22 protein-coding genes and 1 pseudogene are annotated in these 17,368 nt (G+C 68.1%); 16 read left to right on the top strand and 7 right to left on the bottom strand.

Annotated elements, in window-relative coordinates:
• Positions 1–15: 15 nt before the first annotated feature.
• Complete coding sequence (locus tag ACQE3C_RS13350) at positions 16–813, bottom strand: DUF2510 domain-containing protein (RefSeq protein WP_434539072.1); 798 nt, start codon at positions 811–813, stop codon at positions 16–18.
• Positions 814–890: 77 nt separating this feature from the next.
• On the opposite strand from ACQE3C_RS13350, the gene ACQE3C_RS13345 reads away from it, so the two are divergent.
• Positions 891–1,856, top strand: coding sequence for a 4-hydroxy-3-methylbut-2-enyl diphosphate reductase (locus ACQE3C_RS13345; RefSeq protein ID WP_434539073.1), 966 nt, complete (start codon positions 891–893; stop codon positions 1,854–1,856).
• A 19-nt stretch (positions 1,857–1,875) separates the two neighbouring features.
• Here the strand turns inward: ACQE3C_RS13345 and ilvA are convergent, their stop codons facing one another.
• The 3 genes from ilvA to ACQE3C_RS13330 are packed head-to-tail and all read right to left on the bottom strand — an operon-like array spanning position 1,876 to position 5,345.
• Positions 1,876–3,153 carry a threonine ammonia-lyase IlvA gene (gene ilvA, locus ACQE3C_RS13340; protein ID WP_434539074.1) on the bottom strand — a complete coding sequence of 426 codons (1,278 nt, stop codon included), beginning with the start codon at positions 3,151–3,153 and terminating at the stop codon, positions 1,876–1,878.
• Positions 3,154–3,202: 49 nt separating this feature from the next.
• On the bottom strand, positions 3,203–4,663 hold the full coding sequence (rmuC, locus tag ACQE3C_RS13335; protein WP_434539075.1) for a DNA recombination protein RmuC: 1,461 nt from the start codon (positions 4,661–4,663) through the stop codon (positions 3,203–3,205).
• A 4-nt stretch (positions 4,664–4,667) separates the two neighbouring features.
• Positions 4,668–5,345 carry a hypothetical protein gene (locus tag ACQE3C_RS13330; protein WP_434539076.1) on the bottom strand — a complete coding sequence of 226 codons (678 nt, stop codon included), beginning with the start codon at positions 5,343–5,345 and terminating at the stop codon, positions 4,668–4,670.
• An 83-nt stretch (positions 5,346–5,428) separates the two neighbouring features.
• Here ACQE3C_RS13330 and ACQE3C_RS13325 point away from each other — a divergent pair, with 83 nt between their 5' ends.
• The 12 genes from ACQE3C_RS13325 to ACQE3C_RS13270 all read left to right on the top strand — a co-directional run bounded on the left by ACQE3C_RS13325 (position 5,429) and on the right by ACQE3C_RS13270 (position 12,999).
• Positions 5,429–5,992, top strand: a complete 564-nt coding sequence (locus tag ACQE3C_RS13325; RefSeq protein WP_434539077.1) for a TetR/AcrR family transcriptional regulator — start codon at positions 5,429–5,431, stop codon at positions 5,990–5,992.
• A 19-nt stretch (positions 5,993–6,011) separates the two neighbouring features.
• Positions 6,012–7,274, top strand: coding sequence for a M18 family aminopeptidase (locus ACQE3C_RS13320; RefSeq protein ID WP_434539078.1), 1,263 nt, complete (start codon positions 6,012–6,014; stop codon positions 7,272–7,274).
• A gap of 34 nt (positions 7,275–7,308) precedes the next feature.
• On the top strand, positions 7,309–8,382 hold the full coding sequence (gene ychF / locus ACQE3C_RS13315; protein ID WP_434539079.1) for a redox-regulated ATPase YchF: 1,074 nt from the start codon (positions 7,309–7,311) through the stop codon (positions 8,380–8,382).
• Positions 8,383–8,415: 33 nt separating this feature from the next.
• A complete protein-coding gene (locus tag ACQE3C_RS13310; RefSeq protein WP_434539080.1) occupies positions 8,416–8,697 on the top strand; it encodes a type II toxin-antitoxin system RelE/ParE family toxin in 282 nt (93 codons plus the stop codon).
• Complete coding sequence (locus ACQE3C_RS13305; RefSeq protein WP_434539081.1) at positions 8,657–8,992, top strand: HigA family addiction module antitoxin; 336 nt, start codon at positions 8,657–8,659, stop codon at positions 8,990–8,992. The genes ACQE3C_RS13310 and ACQE3C_RS13305 overlap by 41 nt, the downstream gene beginning before the upstream one ends.
• A gap of 104 nt (positions 8,993–9,096) precedes the next feature.
• Complete coding sequence (locus ACQE3C_RS13300) at positions 9,097–9,420, top strand: nucleotidyltransferase family protein (RefSeq protein WP_434539082.1); 324 nt, start codon at positions 9,097–9,099, stop codon at positions 9,418–9,420.
• Positions 9,421–9,424: 4 nt separating this feature from the next.
• Complete coding sequence (locus tag ACQE3C_RS13295) at positions 9,425–10,699, top strand: ATP-binding protein (protein WP_434539083.1); 1,275 nt, start codon at positions 9,425–9,427, stop codon at positions 10,697–10,699.
• Between the two features lie 143 nt (positions 10,700–10,842).
• Positions 10,843–11,076 (top strand): FitA-like ribbon-helix-helix domain-containing protein, encoded by a 234-nt coding sequence (locus ACQE3C_RS13290; RefSeq protein ID WP_434539084.1) that lies wholly within the window; start codon positions 10,843–10,845, stop codon positions 11,074–11,076.
• Positions 11,073–11,495 (top strand): type II toxin-antitoxin system VapC family toxin, encoded by a 423-nt coding sequence (locus ACQE3C_RS13285; protein WP_434539085.1) that lies wholly within the window; start codon positions 11,073–11,075, stop codon positions 11,493–11,495. Before ACQE3C_RS13290 ends, ACQE3C_RS13285 begins: the two co-directional genes overlap by 4 nt.
• 38 nt (positions 11,496–11,533) lie before the next feature.
• Entirely contained in the window at positions 11,534–11,893 is a 360-nt protein-coding gene (locus ACQE3C_RS13280) for a hypothetical protein (RefSeq protein ID WP_434539086.1), read from the top strand.
• 106 nt (positions 11,894–11,999) lie between these two features.
• Entirely contained in the window at positions 12,000–12,179 is a 180-nt protein-coding gene (locus tag ACQE3C_RS13275) for a hypothetical protein (protein ID WP_434539087.1), read from the top strand.
• Positions 12,180–12,552: 373 nt separating this feature from the next.
• On the top strand, positions 12,553–12,999 hold the full coding sequence (locus ACQE3C_RS13270; RefSeq protein ID WP_434539088.1) for a hypothetical protein: 447 nt from the start codon (positions 12,553–12,555) through the stop codon (positions 12,997–12,999).
• On the opposite strand, the gene ACQE3C_RS13265 is transcribed toward ACQE3C_RS13270, so the two are convergent.
• Together ACQE3C_RS13265 and ACQE3C_RS13260 are read right to left on the bottom strand one after the other, a co-directional pair.
• Positions 12,996–13,781 (bottom strand): hypothetical protein, encoded by a 786-nt coding sequence (locus tag ACQE3C_RS13265; protein WP_434539089.1) that lies wholly within the window; start codon positions 13,779–13,781, stop codon positions 12,996–12,998. The genes ACQE3C_RS13270 and ACQE3C_RS13265 overlap by 4 nt on opposite strands.
• The gene (locus ACQE3C_RS13260; RefSeq protein ID WP_434539090.1) at positions 13,766–14,239 is read right to left on the bottom strand and encodes an SRPBCC domain-containing protein; all 474 of its coding nucleotides are present in this window, start codon (positions 14,237–14,239) and stop codon (positions 13,766–13,768) included. The genes ACQE3C_RS13265 and ACQE3C_RS13260 overlap by 16 nt, the downstream gene beginning before the upstream one ends.
• 34 nt (positions 14,240–14,273) lie before the next feature.
• On the opposite strand from ACQE3C_RS13260, the gene ACQE3C_RS13255 reads away from it, so the two are divergent.
• From ACQE3C_RS13255 to rocD, 3 genes are all read left to right on the top strand, one after another.
• Positions 14,274–14,663 carry a hypothetical protein gene (locus tag ACQE3C_RS13255; protein WP_434539091.1) on the top strand — a complete coding sequence of 130 codons (390 nt, stop codon included), beginning with the start codon at positions 14,274–14,276 and terminating at the stop codon, positions 14,661–14,663.
• Positions 14,664–14,770: 107 nt separating this feature from the next.
• On the top strand, positions 14,771–15,595 hold the full coding sequence (gene ddaH / locus ACQE3C_RS13250) for a dimethylargininase (RefSeq protein ID WP_434539092.1): 825 nt from the start codon (positions 14,771–14,773) through the stop codon (positions 15,593–15,595).
• Positions 15,592–16,794, top strand: a complete 1,203-nt coding sequence (gene rocD, locus ACQE3C_RS13245; RefSeq protein WP_434539093.1) for an ornithine--oxo-acid transaminase — start codon at positions 15,592–15,594, stop codon at positions 16,792–16,794. Before ddaH ends, rocD begins: the two co-directional genes overlap by 4 nt.
• A 3-nt stretch (positions 16,795–16,797) precedes the next feature.
• On the opposite strand, the pseudogene ACQE3C_RS13240 reads toward rocD, so the two are convergent.
• Positions 16,798–17,368: pseudogene (locus ACQE3C_RS13240) on the bottom strand (hypothetical protein); the annotation flags it as partial.

Genomic DNA, 17,368 nt, shown 5'->3' with positions numbered 1-17,368 from the left:
GGTCCGACAGAATCGTCAGCCGCGGCGGATGGTGTCCAGGGTGGTGCGGATCTGCTCGTCGATCGCGGTGTCGCCAGCCTGGTCGTGGTAGCCGATGAAGCTCACCAGTGCGCTGCCGGTGTGGTGGACGCGGATGGTGAGGACCACCTTGCCCTGGCTGGTCTCGGCGGTGATGTCGGCCTTCGCCCCGGGGACGCCGTTGGTCTCGATGGTCTCGACGTCGGCCGGTAGTTCGTCGGGCAGGCCCTCGTCCTGCAGGAAACCGCGGTCGACGAAGCACAACCAGTTCTGCTGCACGGCCAGGGTCAGGTCGGTGGGCAGTGCGGCGGGCTGTCGTCCGATGATGATGGCGGCCTCGATGTCGTTCGCGATCGTGCCGAAGGGGTAGACGTCTTCGAGCCAGGGGAACTGGTCGACGTCGAGGCGGAAGCCCCAGTCCTGCGGGAAGTCGATGGCCAGGCCCGTGTGCACCACGTTCTTCTGCTTGGATGCCGACAGGTAGCGCCCATTGCCGGCGGTGCACAGGTCACGGGAGGTCTGGGTGGCGCCCGGGGTCTGGGGGTCGGTGGGTGCCTCGGTCGTGGTGGTCTGCTCGGTGGCGTCGGTGTCGGGGTCGGTGCCGCCGCGGGGCAGCAGCAGGGTGAGCACCACCGCGAGGGCGACGACACCGGCGACCAGGAACAGGGCCCATCGATACCGGGGGCCGCGACCCCCAGGCAGTTCCTGGCTGGTGGATGTCGACCAGCTCGAGCCGTCCCAGTAGCGGTAGCGCTCAGTTCCGGTGGGGTCGTGGTACCAGCCCGGTTCGGCCATGCGGCAACGTTCTCCTTGAAGTGGGGTCGGGTTCCAGTGTGCCGCTGCACCGGCTCACCCCCCGGTAGACTGACGGCATGACTGAGACCTCCAAGCGTGTCGTGGTGGCCGCACCCCGTGGGTACTGTGCGGGTGTCGACCGGGCCGTGATCACCGTCGAGAAGGCCCTGGACCTGTACGGCCCGCCCGTGTACGTGCGCAAGCAGATCGTGCACAACAAGCACGTGGTGGAGACCCTGGAACAGCGTGGGGCGATCTTCGTGGAGGAACTCGTCGAGGTGCCCGAGGGCGCCACCGTCGTCTTCTCCGCCCACGGGGTCTCCCCGGCGGTGCACGCCGAGGCCGCCGAGCGGGAACTGAAGACCATTGACGCGACCTGCCCGCTGGTGACCAAGGTGCACCACGAGGCCAAGCGGTTCGCCGCCGACGACCGCGAGATCCTGCTGATCGGCCACGCGAACCACGAAGAGGTCGAGGGCACCATGGGTGAGGCCCCCGACCACATGACCCTGGTCGAGCACCCCGAGGACGTCGACGCCCTCGAGGTCAAGGACCCGAGCAAGCTGGCCTGGCTCAGCCAGACCACCCTGAGCGTCGATGAGACCTATGAGACGGTGCGCCGCCTGCGGGAGAAGTTCCCGCTGCTGATGGACCCGCCCTCGGACGACATCTGCTACGCCACCTCGAACCGGCAGGCCGCGATCAAGCAGATCGCCGAGCACAGCGACCTGGTCATCGTGGTCGGCTCGCAGAACTCGTCCAACTCGGTGCGGCTGGTCGAGGTCGCGCTGGATGCCGGCGCCAAGGCCGCCTACCGCGTCGACAACGCCGGGGAGATCGACGATGCCTGGCTCGAGGGAGTCGAGTCGGTCGGGGTCACCAGCGGTGCCTCGGTGCCCGACGAACTGGTCCAGGGCGTGCTGTCACACCTGCAGGACCGCGGCTTCCCGGCCGCGGTCGAGGAGCGCCTGACCGAGGAGTCGCTGGTCTTCGCGCTGCCGCCGGAACTGCGCAAGGACATCAAGCGCGCTCAGCAGCACTGACGGGCTTCTGCGGCCCGGCTCAGACGAGCAGTCGGGTGAAGGGGCTGTCGGCGGGCAGCACCTCGGCCTGGATGTTGGTGGCGTCGAGGCGTTCGACCAGCTTCGGGAAGTCGAAGGGGTCGGACAGTTCGATGCCCACCAGCGCCGGGCCGGTGTCGCGGTTGGACCGCTTGATGTACTCGAAGTGGACGATGTCGTCATCGGGGCCGAGCACCTCGTCGAGGAAGCGGCGCAGCGCTCCCGGCTCCTGCGGGAAGCTGACCAGCAGGTAGCGCTTGCGGCCCTGGTGCACCAGGGAGCGCTCGACGATCTCGGCGTAACGGGAGACGTCATTGTTGCCGCCCGAGACGATCGAGACGACTGTCTTCCCGGGCCCGATGACCACGGCGCTGTCGACCTCGGAGGTGCGCAGCGCGGCCGACGACAACGCCCCGGCCGGCTCGGCGATGATGCCGTCGACCTGATACATGTCGAGCATCTCCGTGCAGACCTGCCCCTCAGGCACGGCGATCATCTCGGGGGCGACCTGCCTGACCAGCGGCAGGGTGAGGTCGCCGGCGCGGCTGACCGCGGCGCCGTCGATGAAGGTGTCGATGCCCTTCAGCGAGACCGGCTGCCCGGCCTCCAGTGCGCGGATCATGCTGGGCGCCCCGGCGGGTTCGACGCCGATGATGCGGGTGTCGGGGTAGTTGATGCGGAACCACGCGCCCAGGCCCGACAGCAGCCCGCCGCCGCCGACCGGGACGAGCAGCACGTCGGGGGCCTTGCCGAGTTGTTCGACGATCTCGGGGGCCAGGGTGCCCTGACCGGCGACGGTGCGCAGGTCGTCGAAGGCCGGCACCATGGTGGCCCCCTCGGTGGCGGCCACCTTCTTCGCCAGGGTGGAGGCGTCGTCATAGGTGTCGCCGCCGACCACCAGCTCGATGTGGCCCTGGCCCAGCGCGTTCATGCGGTCACGCTTCTGGCGCGGGGTGGTGGACGGGATGAAGATGCGTGCGTTGATGCCGAGCCGCGCGCAACTCCAGGCGACTCCCTGGCCGTGGTTGCCGGCCGAGGCGCAGATCACGCCGGCGGCCCGCTCGTCGGCGGTGAGCCGGCTCATCAGGAAGTAGGCGCCGCGCAACTTGTAGGAGCGCACCGGCTGCAGGTCTTCCCGCTTGAGCCAGACCTCGGCCCCGCTGGCCTGTGACAGGCGCTCGTTGTGCTGCAGGGGCGTCATCGTGGCGACACCGTGCAGGACGCCGGTGGCGGCCTCGATCAGGGCAGCGGTTTCAGCGAGAGTGGTCACAAGGTTCATTTGTACTCCCACCCGGGCGAACTCGCACCCCTTGGCCGTCGGCGGCGGGTCAGCCGAGCTGGCGCAGGTGTGCGGTGCGCGCCGGTGTGGTGTCCTCGACCAACTCCGCCAGGCTCGGGTCGGGGCGCCTCATCTCCAGTTCGGGGGCGGTGAGCGGGCGCACCTCGGCGTCGACCCGGCTGGGGGACTCCAGCGCCGCCTCGGTGACATGCAGGTCGTTCAGCTTGCGGGCGGTGGGCAGCACCCGGGCCTCGAGGGAGCCGACCGAGGCGTTGTAGGCCTTCACCGTGCTGCCCAGTGCGCGGCCGAGCTTGTCGATGTTGGCGCCCATGGTGGCGAGCCGGTCGTGCAGTTCGCGGGCCAGGCTGAGCACCTTCCCGGCGTTCTCGGCGAGTTCGGCCTGCCGCCACGAGTGGGCCACGGTCTTGAGCAGTGCGATCAGTGAGCCGGGGTTGGCCAGCACGATGCCCCGGGCGGTGGCGTGCTCGAACAGGTCGGGCATGCGGTGCATGGCCTCGGCGTAGAGCGACTCCATCGGGATGAACATGATCACGAACTCCGGGGTGGCCACCTCGGAGGACCAGTACTTCTTGTCGGCGAGCTGGTCGATGTGGGTGCGGACGTTGCGGGTGAACTGGACCAGGCGCTGCTCGCGTTCGACCTCGGACTCGCTCTCGTGGGCGTCGAGGAAGGCCGACAGCGGCACCTTCGAGTCGACGTGCACCTGCTTGCCGTCACCCAGCAGGATCGTCATGTCGGGCCGGATGGTGGTCTCGGCACTCGTCGTGGTGGTCGCCTGGGTCACGAAGTGGATGTTCTCGACCAGGCCGGAGAACTCGACCAGCCGCTTGAGCTGCAGCTCACCCCACTGGCCGCGCACCTGCGGCTTGCGCAGCGCGGTGGCCAGGGCGTGGGTCTCGCGGCGGACCTGGTCGCCGGTCGCGCTGACCAGCTTGACCTGCTCGCGCAGTTCGGTGGTCAGGGCGGTGCGCTCGCGCTCCATCAGGGTGATCTTCTGCTGGAACTCGGCCAGCTGCTGGGTCAGCGGGGTGACCACTGCTTCGACGGCCTTCTGGCGCTCGGCCGCCGCGGCGTCGGCGGTGCGCCCCTGCTGTTCGAGCTGCTCGGCCGAGAGCAGCTTGAACTGGTCGGTCATCCGCTGCTGGTCGGCGCTGATAGCCGCGACCTGGGCCCTGGCGGCATCGCGCTGGGCGATGGCGCCGGCCAGGTCGGCCTTCGCCTCGGCCGCCTCGGTGCGGGCCTGGCTGACCATGGCCTGGTGCTCGGCCCGGTCGGCGTCGGCATTGGCGGCCTCGGTGCGGTGCTGGGCCAGCAGTTCACGCTGGGTGGCCAGCTCGGCCCGCACCTGTGCGGTCTCGGCTCGGGCCCGTTCGGCGCCGGCCCGGGCCTCGTGCAGGTCGGCCTGGCCCCGGGAGCGGGCCACCAGCCAGGTGCCGAGGGCGCCCACGACCAGGCCGGTCAGCAGCAGGACGAGCGATGCGGAAGTCATGTCTTCACTGTGCCGCAGCACTCTGACAAAACTTGTCGGCCACCCCGCTGGGGGCCGAATCGGTGGGTCGCCGCAGCACGGCCACCAGCCACAGTGCGGCGCAGGCCGCCACCACCAGGCCGTAGCCGATGCGCCCGGCCGGCGGCAGGTAGAACTGCACCGGGAACAGTGCCATGGCCACGCCCAACGGCCACGCCGCCCAGCTCATCGTCCGGCTGTGGCGGGCCCAGGCCAGCGCCACCAGCACCCCCGCCACCGACAGTGCGAGCAGGCCGATGCCGAACGTCGCCAGCGCGACCGGCTGGTTGCGCACCTGCTCGGCCACCGCGAGCATCCCGGCGGAGGGATCGGCCCGGTGCGCCCGGCCCAGGGCATGCAGGCCGAAGGTCTCGGTGCCGTAGTAGGGCAGGCACAGCACGAGGCCGACCAGGGTCAGGGTGCGCGCCGGGCGGGCGCTGGTGGAGCGGCGCCCGGTCGAGGCCAGCGCCTCGTCCAGCCGTAGGGCAAGCCGGGCGAACTGGGCGATCGCCAGCACCCCGCACAGGTGGGCGGCAACCCACAGCGGACTGGCGAACGCGGCAGCGGTGGCCGCCGTATCGCCGGAATCGCCGTAGGGGCGCAGCAGCAGGTAGGCGGCCATCGTGACCCCGAGGCCGAACAGGGGAGTGGCTGTGGTCTTCATGGGTCCAGTATGAGAGCAGTGCTCTCGAAAAAGCAAGAGCATTGCTCTCGCAATTTCCTGGCGGGGTCGGCATGATGGGGTCCATGGCGGGAATCCGGGAACAGGGCAGGGCCGAGAACACCGCGCGCATCCTGGCCAGTGCGCGCAGCCAGATCGCCCAGCAGGGCGCGGCGGGGTTGTCCATGCGGGCGGTCGCGCGCGACGTGGGCATGGTCTCCTCGGCGGTGTTCCGCTACTTTCCCAACCGCGAGGCGCTGCTGACCGAGTTGATCATCGAGAGCTACGGCCACCTCGCTGGCGCCGTCGAGCAGGCCGTCGCCGAGGTCGACGGTGGTCCGGCGCAGCTCTGGCGTGCCGCGGCCCTGGCTGCACGCGACTGGGCCCGGGCCTTCCCGCACGAGTTCCAGCTGATCTACGGCACGCCGGTGCCTGACTACCAGGCACCCCCGCAGACCATCCCGGCCGCGGCCCGGGTGGCGGCCCCCTTCCTGGACATCTCTGCCACCGGTGCGGTGGCCGAACTCGCGCAGGTGATCGGGTTCATCTCCCTGGAGTTGGCCGGCCACTTCCGCGGCGTGGTGGACGACACCGACGCCTTCTTCCGGGAGGTGGTCGAACGCCAGGTGTCCACCCTGGGGCTGGACTGAACTCTGGTTGGATGGGTCCATGTCTGCACGCGATCACCTCGAGGGCCTGGCATCATTCGTCAAGGCCTCGCCCAGCTCGTACCACGCCGCTGATGTCGTGGCCGCGCACCTGGAGGCCAGTGGTTTCACCCGCTTGGACGAGGCGCGACCCTGGGAACGCAGCCACGGCGGGCAGTTCGTCGTCCGCGACGGGGCGGTGGTGGCCTGGCTGGTGCCCGACACCGTCGATGACACGACCGGGTTCCGTATTGTCGGGTCGCACACCGACTCACCGGGCTTCAAGTTGAAGCCGAACGCCACCGCGAGCGTCGCCGGCTGGCAGCAGGCCGGCATGGAGATCTACGGTGGGCCGCTGCTCAACTCGTGGCTCGATCGCGAACTGGGGCTGGCGGGTCGGCTGACCACGGTCGAGGGCGAGGTGCGGATGGTGCGCACCGGGCCTATCCTGCGGATCCCGCAGTTGGCCATCCACCTCGATCGCACGGCCAACGACGGTTTGACGCTTGACCGGCAGCAGCACACTCGTCCGGTCTTCGCGGTCGGCGACGCCGACCTCGACATCGAGGAGTACCTCTGTGAACAGGCCGGCATCGAGCGGGCCGACCTGGCCCACCACGACGTGGTCGCCTTCACCACCCAGGAACCGGGCATGTTCGGCGTGGGGGAGCAGTTCTTCGCCTCGCCGCGGCTGGACAACCTGAGCAGTGTGCACGCGGGTCTGGTGGCGCTGAGCCGGGTGGAACTGGGCTCCGACATCGCGGTCATGGTGGCCTTCGACCATGAAGAGGTCGGTTCGGCCACGGCGAGTGGTGCGGCCGGTCCGCTCCTGGAGGACGTGCTGCGCCGCATTGCTGCCGGGCACGGCATTGCGGGTGACCGGTTTGCCGCGATGATCCGTCGCTCGAGCTGCATTTCGGCTGATGCCGGGCATGCGGTGCACCCCAACCATGTCGGTCGCCACGACCCGCAGAACCAGCCGCTGGTGAATGCCGGTCCGCTGCTGAAGATCAACGCGAACCAGCGCTACGCCACCGATGCGGTCGGTGCGGCGCTGTGGCGTCGGGCCTGTGATGCCGCCGAGGTGCCCAGCCAGCCGTTCGTGTCGAACAACTCGGTGCCCTGCGGCTCGACCATTGGGCCGATCACGGCCTCCCGGCTGGGCATCACCACGGTCGATGTCGGCATCCCGCTGCTGTCGATGCATTCGGCGCGCGAAATGTGCGGGGCCGACGACCCCTGGTACCTGTCACGGGCGCTGGAAGCGTACTGGTCGGGGGTGTGAGCCGGGGCGGCGCTCACGGGTAAGCTTGCCTCTCGTGGCTCTTACCATCGGAATCGTCGGACTGCCCAACGCCGGCAAGTCGACCCTTTTCAACGCCCTGACCAAGAACGATGTGCTCGCCGCGAACTACCCGTTCGCCACGATCGAGCCGAACGTCGGCGTGGTCGGGGTGCCCGACCCGCGGCTGGCCAAGCTGGCCGAGATCTACGGCTCGGAGCGGCTCGTGCCCGCCACGGTGTCATTCGTCGACATCGCCGGCATCGTCAAGGGAGCCAGCCAGGGTGAGGGCATGGGCAACGCGTTCCTGGCCAACATCCGTGAGGCCCAGGCGATCTGCCAGGTGACCCGGGTGTTCGAGGACGCCGACGTCACCCACGTCGACGGCAAGGTCGACCCCGGCAGTGATATCTCGACGATCACCACCGAGCTGATCCTGGCCGACCTGCAGACCCTGGAGAAGGCCCTGCCGCGCGTCGACAAGGAAGCCCGGATCAAGAAGGACGTCCAGCCCAAGCTGGCGGCCATGAACGAGGCGATCGAGGTGCTCAACTCGGGGACGACCGTCTTCGCCTCGGGGATGGACACCGAGCTGCTGCGCGAGTTCTTCCTGCTCACCGCCAAGCCGTTCATCTACGTGTTCAACTGCGACCAGGACGAGCTGGCCAACGAGGACCTCAAGTCGCGGATGCGCGAAATCGTGGCCCCGGCCGAGGCGATCTTCCTGGATGCCAAGTTCGAGTCGGAGCTGGTCGAGATGACCGACGAGGAGGCGCGCGAGTTCCTGGCCGACAGCGGTGTCGACGAACCCGGCCTGGACGTGCTGGCTCGGGTGGGCTACGACACGCTGGGGCTGCAGAGCTACCTGACCGCCGGCCCCAAGGAGGCTCGCGGGTGGACGATCCCCAAGGGCGCGACCGCGCCGGAGGCAGCTGGTGTGATCCACACCGACTTCCAGAAGGGCTTCATCAAGGCCGAGGTGGTCAGCTTTGACGACCTGGTGGCCGCCGGTTCCGAGCAGGCCGCGAAGGCTGCAGGGAAGATGCGCCTGGAGGGCAAGGACTACGTCATGCAGGACGGTGACGTGGTCGAGTTCCGGTTTAACGTCTAGCGTTATTGACGGTATCCGCCATACACTGGTCTCGTGATCAGATCGTTCGGCAGCAAGGACACCGAACGCATCTGGCATGAGCAGTACGTCAAGCGCGTCGACCGGACCGTGCAGCGGGCGACCTTGCGGAAGCTCGAACTGATCCATGCGGCGAAAGATGTCGAAGACCTCCGGGTCCCACCGGGGAACCGCTTGGAGCGGCTCGTCGGTGACCGACGTGGGCAGCACAGCATCCGCGTGAACGCGCAGTGGCGTCTCTGCTTCGTCTGGAGAGATGGAGGTGCTGAAGATGTCGAACTCGTCGACTACCACTGAGCCTGACCTGATCGAGCCGATCCATCCGGGAGAGATCCTGATGGAGGACTTCATCGAGGGCTTCGGGATCACGCAGAACAAGCTGGCGGTGTCGATCGGTGTGCCGCCGCGGCGCATCAACGAGATCGTGCACGGCAAGCGAGGGATCACCGCGGACACGGCGATCCGTCTGGCGCGCTACTTCGGGACATCCGAGGAGTTCTGGATGAACCTGCAGTCGAACTATGAGCTGCGGCTCGAGCGGCGGGCACTGCGTGACCAGGTTGCGGCGATCGCGCCGCTGCAGTCCGCGTGACATTCTGAAGCCACGGGGGCTGGGTGCGTGACGTTGCCCTGCGCCGGAATGTGGTCGAATTTCGATTCTATGTCTAAACCCTGGTCAGCGCCGCACGATCCTCAATGCCCGCCGTCGCCGGTATCCTGAAGGTGTGCCTGAGGTTGCTGCGACGCCCGAGACGCTCGCTCCGCGAGTTCCTCGACGCGCGTCGAGACGGGTTTGAGGTGCTACTTGACCGGTACGGCGCGACGAACCAGAAGCTGTTCGGCTGCGTCGCTCGCGGCACGGCGACCCCGGGGTCGGACATCGACATCCTCGTCGAGACGAACCCCGCGGACGGGAACCTGCTGATGCGGGCGTCCGGCCGGACCCGGCAGGGATACGCCGCGACCGAGACGGCCATGCTCGTGTTTGTAAGCCACGGACGCTCACGTTTGCTAAGTTAGGCTCATGGAGCTGGATGGATTCGTCCCCCGTCGCATCAGTGATCTCCTGGCGGAGCGGGTGCAGATCGAACCGGTGATCGCCTTGCACGGTCCACGGTCGGTAGGCAAGTCAACGGTGCTCCGCGGCTTTGCTGAATCTGTTGGCAGTTCGGTGATCGACCTCGACGACGTCGGGGTGCGCGAGGCTGTCCAGGGGAATCTGGCAGCCACAGTGAGAGTCGGGGCCCCAGTGTGCATCGACGAGTATCAGCGAGTCCCGGATGTGCTTGATGCGCTCAAGGCGCGCCTGAATCGTGAGGGGAGCCCTCCGGGAACGGCGGTCATCACAGGGTCGACGAGGCAGGATGCCCTGCCAGCGACAGTGCAGGCGCTGACCGGACGCCTCCATTCGCTCGTCATCTGGCCACTCTCCCAAGGGGAGCTGGAGGGAGCGCGGGAGAACCTGCTCGAGGCGCTCTCAGCGGATGCCGATGCGGTCGTGAGCGCCGACCCATTGTCGACGACGACGCGAGCTGAGTATGTCGATCGCGTGTGCTCCGGAGGAATGCCCCTCGCGCTGCGGCGATCGGGTCCGGCCAGGGCTCGCTGGTTCGACGACTTCGTCCGAGCGTCCGTCGAGCGCGATGCCGTGGAGCTGAGCAGGATCCGCGAGCGTCAGGCGCTGGCAGACCTGTTGGCGTACGTCGCGGCACAGACTGGTCAGCTGCTGAACGTGACGACGGCAGCTGAGAAGCTTGGCGTCAGCAGGCCCACCGCCGAGAATCATCTCCGGCTCCTTGAGGATCTCTTCCTGGTCGTGCGTCTCCCCGCGTGGGGCAAGAATCTTCGCTCGCGCGTGAGCGCGAAGCCAAAGGTCCACGTCGTCGACTCCGGGCTGGCCGCCCGACTGCTCCGACTCACCCCCGAGAAGCTCACCGGTATCGACCCGTCGTCACTCACCGACTTCGGCCACCTGCTGGAGACCTTCGTCGTCGGGGAACTGCGCAAGCAGGCGTCCTGGTTGGAGGAGCCCGCAGCGCTCGGGCACTGGCGCACGAGTGACGGAGCTGAGGTCGATCTCGTTGTCGAGCTCGACGACGGGCGAGTTGTCGCGTTCGAGGTCAAGGCCAGTGAACGAGCCCCCGGGAAGGAGTTTCGTGGTCTGGCTCAGCTTCGTGACTTGCTGGGCGCGAGATTCATCGGAGGCATCATGCTGACGACCGGTTCTCGTTCCTACACCTACGAGGACCGGCTGCATGTGATGCCCGTCGACCGGCTCTGGACGCCCGTGCCCACCTGATCGGTCGTGAGTCATCGCCCCCGGCAGCTTGTCCTGATCTCCCATGCCGGTGTCGTCGCCGCCGGCCTGGCCCAGCTCCGTGCCGGGGAGCGAGGACTGGCCCCGATGGCTATCATTAGTGATATCAGGGGAGGTGGTTGAAGATGTCATCCATCGTTGTTCGTGGGCTCGACGAGGCAGTGAAGCGGCAACTCGCCAAGCAGGCCAAAGAGCACGGGCGGTCCATGGAGGCTGAGGTTCGCGACATCCTCACCAAGGCAGCTCGAAGGCCGCACGTCGGCTTGGCGTTGTTGGCTGCGGCGCAGGATGTCGGGGGTGCTGAGGGGTTGACGGTTCCGGAACGCGACGACGTCGCGAGGTGGGTGGACTTCGAGTGATCATCCTCGACACCAACGTCGTCTCGGAGATCTTCCGACCCGCGCTGGAGCTGCGGGTGATCGAGTGGATGGAGGCATTGACGGACGACGTCGCGATCACCTCGATCACCCTCGCGGAGTTGCTGGCAGGCGTTCGCCGACTTCCGGACGGTCAGCGAAGAGCACGCCTGGCCTCCCGGATCGATGAGGCGCTCGGGCCTTACCGGGGGAGTCGTGCACTACTTCCTTTCGACGAAGCCGCGGCGGAGTGCTACGCCGACGTGCTCGTTGCCCGAGCGGCCGCGGGCGCTCCCATCAGCACTGCCGATGCGCAGATAGCTGCGATCTGCCTGGCTCACGACGCGACCTGTGCAACACGGAACGTGAAGGATTTCGAGCACACGGGTGTGGGTTTGATCGACCCGTGGTTGGCTTCCTGACATGTGCGTTACCGTCGACGAGACCACCCTCAGCAGGAATGAGACCGTCAGGAGGCCCTGTTATCGGCAGTGACCTGAGTGCGATCGGACTTGAGCCCGCCCACGTGGCGCAGTGGCGGGACTTCTTCGGCGCCGGGCGCGTCTACACGGCCGAGCGCTCCAACAGGTCCGCGCTCGTCGGCGTCTGGATCGTGTTCGCACTGCTGGTGCTTACGGCCGTGTACTTGGTCGTCTCCGGCGTGGGCCGGGTGCCGACCTACGTGCTGATTGTGATCTTTGCGGTCATGCTCGTGCTGGTCGCGCTGCCCATCCGAACCGCGAGGCTCCGGCTCCGTGCCGGGCTCGCCTCGTCCGACGACTTCCTCGTGGTCTCTGCCGCGGGTCGGTCGTCACGCTAGGTGTGGCCTTCGACACGCGGGATGCGCCCGTGCAGGTGGCGTCTCGATTCGGCGGGTGGCTGTCACACCACGCCGGTGCGGCCCAGGCAGAGCTCACCACGGCGGCATGCGCACCCCCCTGGACCCGATCGTGCGGCCCGAGCACGTCCGCGCTGCGATCGCGGCGGCCTGCGTCGCCGCGGCGGAGGCAGGCGTCAAGGTCGTCGTCACCGATGACCGACACGTCGTCTTTCGCCGCACGATGGCGGCACTCGGGACGCCCGCGCCGACTGGCGGCGTGGAGTAGTGCTGTCGCCTACCCCGGTGTTCGCGCTTGCCAATTTGGGACGCTCCCCAACTCCTCCCTATTGCACCGCGGTCGACTTCAGGTCTAGCGTCTAGCCGTAGCAAGAACGGGGCGTTTCATGAAGCGGATTCGGGTCAATGGTTGGGGTGCGATCGCATTGATCTGCGCGCTGGTGCTTTCGGGGTGCGGCTCGAGCGACCCCGCAACAGGCAGTCCATCAACGGTCTCAGCAGCTGGGCCGACGACAACTGAGTCGAGCGAATCCGTCCTCGCGACGACCGCGGCCCCGGCGAAGGAGAATTTCGACCTCGTCCCATTCCCCCCGCTCGAGACGTTCCCCTGCCAGCGCTACGGGGAATTCTTTCCCGGACTGGTGGGCGAAATGGTGCCCGTCGACCACGTCTACGTCGAGACCGGTGGGGCCGACAATCCGCATGTCACCTTGCGATGCAACTGGAAGTCAGAGCCGGTCGCGGCCCGCTACAACACCACCCCCTTCGAGGTGGAGATCATGGTTCAGTCCCAGCCGGACGATGTCAATGTTGAGGTCGTTCGTAGGCAGGGAGAGAAGACCGGGTCACTGGTGAACTCTGACGTCGCCCAGTCTCGCGGAGGAGTGATCATCGGGGTCGGCCTGCTGCAACAGGACCGTGACCGGCCTCACCTCACCCTGCAGCTCCCCGGCCTCACCGTGCACGTCATCTACAAGTGCGACAGCGAGTTCGAGTCGGGTGGTGTTTGCACCAATGCACCCGCGTCCTACACATTCGAGAACGCGGTGAAGGACCTGGAAGAACTCATCAAAGCCATCCCCGGCTAGGGCGCCTGCCGCCTTGCCTCGGGCGGGAAAAGAGCGGAGTTCTGACGCCTGATCCAGGCGTGGTCGGCGATCGCCATCCCGACCCGCTGGCGCCACCGACGCCCCTCGGGGGAGCGGTACAGGTCGCGCTCGTGGAACACGGAGGTGGGCCGATACGGTGCGCTCTCATGCACGGCTGCTGCCAGCTCACCTATCGAGTCCCGTCCGCGCGCGAGGTAGTCGTGACGCTCACGGTCGGTCAGGCGGATCAACGCCGAGTCGTCGATGAGCGCACTGTACGTGTAGCGGGCATCCAGGTAGAGCGCGTCATCGTGCTCGACCAGGAACCAGGCCCCGGGTTCGTGGTCGACGTAGTGCATGGCGTCCTCGTCCACACTGAGGGACTCGACCACATCGGCCAGTTCGCGGACGGGTCGGCGCCCGTCGAGCTCCAGGCTCGCCCCGCGTCGCAGGAGCGGCTCCACCTCCCGCACATACCTACGGATCTCGTCCTGCTGCTCGGGGGTGCGTCCGTAGGGATTGTTCGTCCGAGTCGCGACGCGTTCGATGAGGGTCTCGACCGGGGCGCTGAGCAGGATCACGTGCTCAAACCGGTCGTAGAACTGCCCCTGGTTCTCTGCGGTTCCCGACACCACGAGGTCGCCGTGCTCGGCGAGCAGATCGCTGATCTGTTCCCAGCCGTCGTAGTCGGTGTCGACAGTCAGGTGCCCGCGGGCCGCCAGCTCAGCCAGCAGCGTCGACTTGCCGGCACCGGACATGCCGGTGATCAGGATCCGAGCCATGGTGCGGTCAGTCGTTCGTGGGTGGCGTGGAGCCCCCAGAAGGCGCTCAACGGAATCGGTTCGCCACGCAGCGAGGCCTCGAGGAAGGTGAGGTGCGTGATCCACCCCGGCAGGTATGACCCGACCAGGTCGCCGAGGGCGGTGTGCTCGAGCTCCAGTCGTCCGGGTGGATCCAGATTGATGCTGAGCCGGGAAGCCGGCTCGTCCGGGAAGTGCCACGTCATCGCGAGCACCCGGGGTTCGTCGGCAACCTGCACGATGCTGCGACACAGGTATCCCTCGCCGTGGTCGATCACGAGCTCGTCGCCCACCGTGAAGCTTCCGAACCGCAGCTGCCCCAGCCATTCCGTCAACCGGTCGACGTCGGTCAGGTGCTGCCAGACGCTTCTCGGGTCATGGGGGAGTTCCCACGTGAGCCTGACGGTGCCTTGTTCGGCGGCGGCAGTGAGCAAGGGCATGCGCCCAGTCTGCCGCGCCCGGTAGCGTGCAGGCGTGACCAAGGACGAACAGCTGGCGTGGATGCAGTCACTGCGCCCTCGGACGGCCCACATTGAGTTCGTCTTCAACGACGGGGACGAGGGGCACCCGCTGCTCGTCCAGTTGGCACACCTCGCCTCGACCCGGACGATCGGCGTCGCGGCGGGCAATGGCTACGCCCGCCCGCGGCCCACGGCGGTGAAGCGACGCTACCCCTACGACCGCGACATCATCGCTGCCATCGAGGCGCTGGGCGGGTTCTTCGCCGAGGACTCCAAGCCCGCGCCGTGGACCGGGCTCGGCAATGTGGACGTGGTGTTCCTCGACGAGCGGGGCACGGTGCTCGGAGCCACCGTGACCCACGAGAGCATGATCATCGACGCCGCCGGGCACGCCGTGGAATAATGGCCACAGGCGTGCTCGTGTCGCCTCTTCCTCGCTGGTCAGCAGCGGGTTGAAGTGCCGCCGGGCCCAGGGACAGCGTCCGCCGACCACATCGGGGTGGGAGCGACATGTCCTCCACGCAGCGAATCCAACAACCGCGTCGCTACCTCATGTGCCGACCCGAGCACTTCGCGGTCAGCTCCGAGATCAATCCATGGATGAACCGGGGTCGGCAGCCCGACCGGGCCAGGGCGCTGGCCCAGTGGCAGGCATTGCACGATACCTACCTGCGCCTGGGCCACGAGGTCGAACTGATCGACCCGGTCCCGGGCCTGGACGACATGGTCTACACGGCCAACGCCGGCCTGGTCATCGACGGCATCGCGCTCGGCGCCCGGTTTGCCGTCGCCGAACGGCGCGGCGAGGAACCCCACTTCCTGGACTGGTGCGCCGCCCACGGGTTCGACGTGGTCGAGCCGGTCGCCACGCAGGAGGGGGAGGGCGACCTGATGCTGGTGGGTGACACGATCCTGGCCGGCCACGGCTTCAGGTCGGTTCGCGCCAGTCACGATGAGGTCGCGCGGGTGTTCGGACGAGAGGTCGTCTCGCTGCGGCTGGTCAACCCCACCTACTACCACCTCGACACGGCGCTGTGCGTGCTCGATGAGGAGACCATCGCCTACCTGCCCGCGGCCTTCGACCAGCCCAGCCAGGACGAGCTCGCGGTGCGCTTCCCCGACGCGATCCGACTGCCCACCCCCGCACCGGACGCGCTGGTGGTGAACGCGACCAGCGATGGCCGCCACGTGATCATCCCGCCGGACACCGGGCACTTCGAGGCCGAGCTGCGTGAGCGCGGCTACCTCCCCGTCCCCGTCGACGTGTCCGAACTGCACCTCGGCGGCGGCGGGATCAAATGTTGCACGCTGGAGCTGCGAGGAGGCAGATCATGAGCACGACAACTCGCCACATCTACGAGGAGAACCAGCACGTCGCCCACAACTACCACCCGTTGCCGGTGGTCGTGGCCTCGGCGCAGGACGTGTGGGTCACCGACGTCGAGGGCAGGCGCTACCTCGACCTGCTGTCGGCCTACTCGGCCCTCAACTTCGGGCACCGCCACCCCGACCTGGTCGGGGCGGCGGTTGACCAGATCGGACGACTGACCCTGACCAGCAGGGCCTTCCACAACGACCAGCTCGCTGGTTTCTGTGCTGCCCTGGCCGAGTTGTGCGGCAAGGACCTCGTGCTGCCGATGAACACCGGCGCGGAGGCCGTCGAGACCGGCATCAAGGCCGCTCGCGCCTGGGCCTACCGGGTCAAGGGGGTGCCTGCCGACAGCGCCCGCATCATCGTCGCCGCGGGCAACTTCCACGGCCGCACGACCACCATCGTCGGGTTCAGCGACGACCCGCTCGCCCGTGACGGGTTCGGTCCGTTCACCCCCGGCTTCGACATCGTCCCGTACCAGGAGGCGGACGCCATCGAGGCCGCGATCGGGGAGTCCACGGCCGCGGTGCTCATCGAACCCATCCAGGGTGAGGCCGGCGTCATCATCCCGCCGGCGGGCTACCTGCGCAGGGTCCGCGAGCTGTGCACCCGGCACAACGTGCTGCTGGTCGCCGACGAGATCCAGTCCGGGCTCGGACGAGCCGGGGTCACCTTCGCGTGCGAGCGCGACGGTGTCGTCCCCGACCTGTACCTGCTGGGCAAGGCCCTGGGCGGCGGGATCCTGCCGGTCTCGGCGGTCGTCGGGGACCGCGAGGTGCTCGGTGTGTTCCAGCCCGGCGAGCACGGGTCGACGTTCGGAGGGAACCCGCTTGCCGCGGCCGTCGGCCTGCGAGTGGTCGAATTGCTGCGCACCGGCGAGTTCCAGGACCGCTCCGCGACCCTGGGGCGCCACCTCAAGGCGCGACTGGACGCCCTGCTCGGACACGGGCTCACGGACGTGCGCGTGGCCGGGCTCTGGGCAGGGGTCGACATCGAACCCTCCCGCGGCACCGGACGCGAGGTCGCCGAGCGCATGCTCGCGCGCGGAGTGCTCGTCAAGGACACCCACGGTCATACCGTCCGACTGGCACCGCCACTGACGATCCAGCAGTCCGAGCTGAACTGGGCCGTCGACCAACTGGCGCTGGTGCTGGCCGAGTAGTGCTCAGCCGGCGAGGGTGGTGATGTGGGTGGTGGGGTCGTTGATCATCCAGGATCCGGTGGGGGTGACGAGGTAGCGGAATCCCAGGGGTGAGGTCCAGATGAACATGCCGGGGTGGAGTTGTTCGAGGTGCCAGCCACCGTGGGTTTTCGCGCGGTGGACCCGCCGGGACAACGGCCCGAGGTTGTCCGCCCTGGTGAGTCCGCGGGTGGGGGTCCAGGGGGTGGTGTGGTCCAGGTCGAGGCCCGGGGACAGGCGGCTGGAGAACGGGAACACCTCGTAGGGGTTGCGCAGTTCCACGGCCCGGCGCATGTTCGGTGGGCATTCGTAGGAATCCACCGGCACCTGGTTGCCCGCGTCGAGGACCGGGCGCACCTTCACGCGACTGTGGCCGACCAGGGTCTTCACCCAGCCGGCGAGCAGGGGGCCGACCTGTTCACTGCGGGCCACCCCGGCACCGTCGCGGAGGACCTGGTCGGTCAGGTGCACCACCACCTCGACGGTGGGCAGCAGTTTCGCCGGGTCGGTGGTGATGGTGCCGCACTCATGCCCGGCCCACCCGGCCATCGGGCAC

The organism is Aestuariimicrobium sp. Y1814 (genome assembly GCF_050113895.1).
Taxonomy (GTDB): domain Bacteria; phylum Actinomycetota; class Actinomycetes; order Propionibacteriales; family Propionibacteriaceae; genus Aestuariimicrobium.
This window is presented reverse-complemented; position numbering and strand designations above follow the sequence as displayed.

Bases quoted from the DNA above. Each gene is read 5' to 3' on its own strand.
- ACQE3C_RS13350 (WP_434539072.1), bottom strand. From the start codon at position 813: ATGGCCGAACCGGGCTGGTACCACGACCCCACCGGAACTGAGCGCTAC.
- ACQE3C_RS13345 (WP_434539073.1), top strand. From the start codon at position 891: ATGACTGAGACCTCCAAGCGTGTCGTGGTGGCCGCACCCCGTGGGTAC.
- ilvA (WP_434539074.1), bottom strand. From the start codon at position 3,153: ATGAACCTTGTGACCACTCTCGCTGAAACCGCTGCCCTGATCGAGGCC.
- rmuC (WP_434539075.1), bottom strand. From the start codon at position 4,663: ATGACTTCCGCATCGCTCGTCCTGCTGCTGACCGGCCTGGTCGTGGGC.
- ACQE3C_RS13330 (WP_434539076.1), bottom strand. From the start codon at position 5,345: ATGAAGACCACAGCCACTCCCCTGTTCGGCCTCGGGGTCACGATGGCC.
- ACQE3C_RS13325 (WP_434539077.1), top strand. From the start codon at position 5,429: ATGGCGGGAATCCGGGAACAGGGCAGGGCCGAGAACACCGCGCGCATC.
- ACQE3C_RS13320 (WP_434539078.1), top strand. From the start codon at position 6,012: ATGTCTGCACGCGATCACCTCGAGGGCCTGGCATCATTCGTCAAGGCC.
- ACQE3C_RS13305 (WP_434539081.1), top strand. From the start codon at position 8,657: ATGGAGGTGCTGAAGATGTCGAACTCGTCGACTACCACTGAGCCTGAC.
- ACQE3C_RS13300 (WP_434539082.1), top strand. From the start codon at position 9,097: ATGCCCGCCGTCGCCGGTATCCTGAAGGTGTGCCTGAGGTTGCTGCGA.
- ACQE3C_RS13295 (WP_434539083.1), top strand. From the start codon at position 9,425: ATGGAGCTGGATGGATTCGTCCCCCGTCGCATCAGTGATCTCCTGGCG.
- ACQE3C_RS13290 (WP_434539084.1), top strand. From the start codon at position 10,843: ATGTCATCCATCGTTGTTCGTGGGCTCGACGAGGCAGTGAAGCGGCAA.
- ACQE3C_RS13280 (WP_434539086.1), top strand. From the start codon at position 11,534: ATGAGACCGTCAGGAGGCCCTGTTATCGGCAGTGACCTGAGTGCGATC.
- ACQE3C_RS13275 (WP_434539087.1), top strand. From the start codon at position 12,000: ATGCGCACCCCCCTGGACCCGATCGTGCGGCCCGAGCACGTCCGCGCT.
- ACQE3C_RS13265 (WP_434539089.1), bottom strand. From the start codon at position 13,781: ATGGCTCGGATCCTGATCACCGGCATGTCCGGTGCCGGCAAGTCGACG.
- ACQE3C_RS13260 (WP_434539090.1), bottom strand. From the start codon at position 14,239: ATGCCCTTGCTCACTGCCGCCGCCGAACAAGGCACCGTCAGGCTCACG.
- ddaH (WP_434539092.1), top strand. From the start codon at position 14,771: ATGTCCTCCACGCAGCGAATCCAACAACCGCGTCGCTACCTCATGTGC.
- rocD (WP_434539093.1), top strand. From the start codon at position 15,592: ATGAGCACGACAACTCGCCACATCTACGAGGAGAACCAGCACGTCGCC.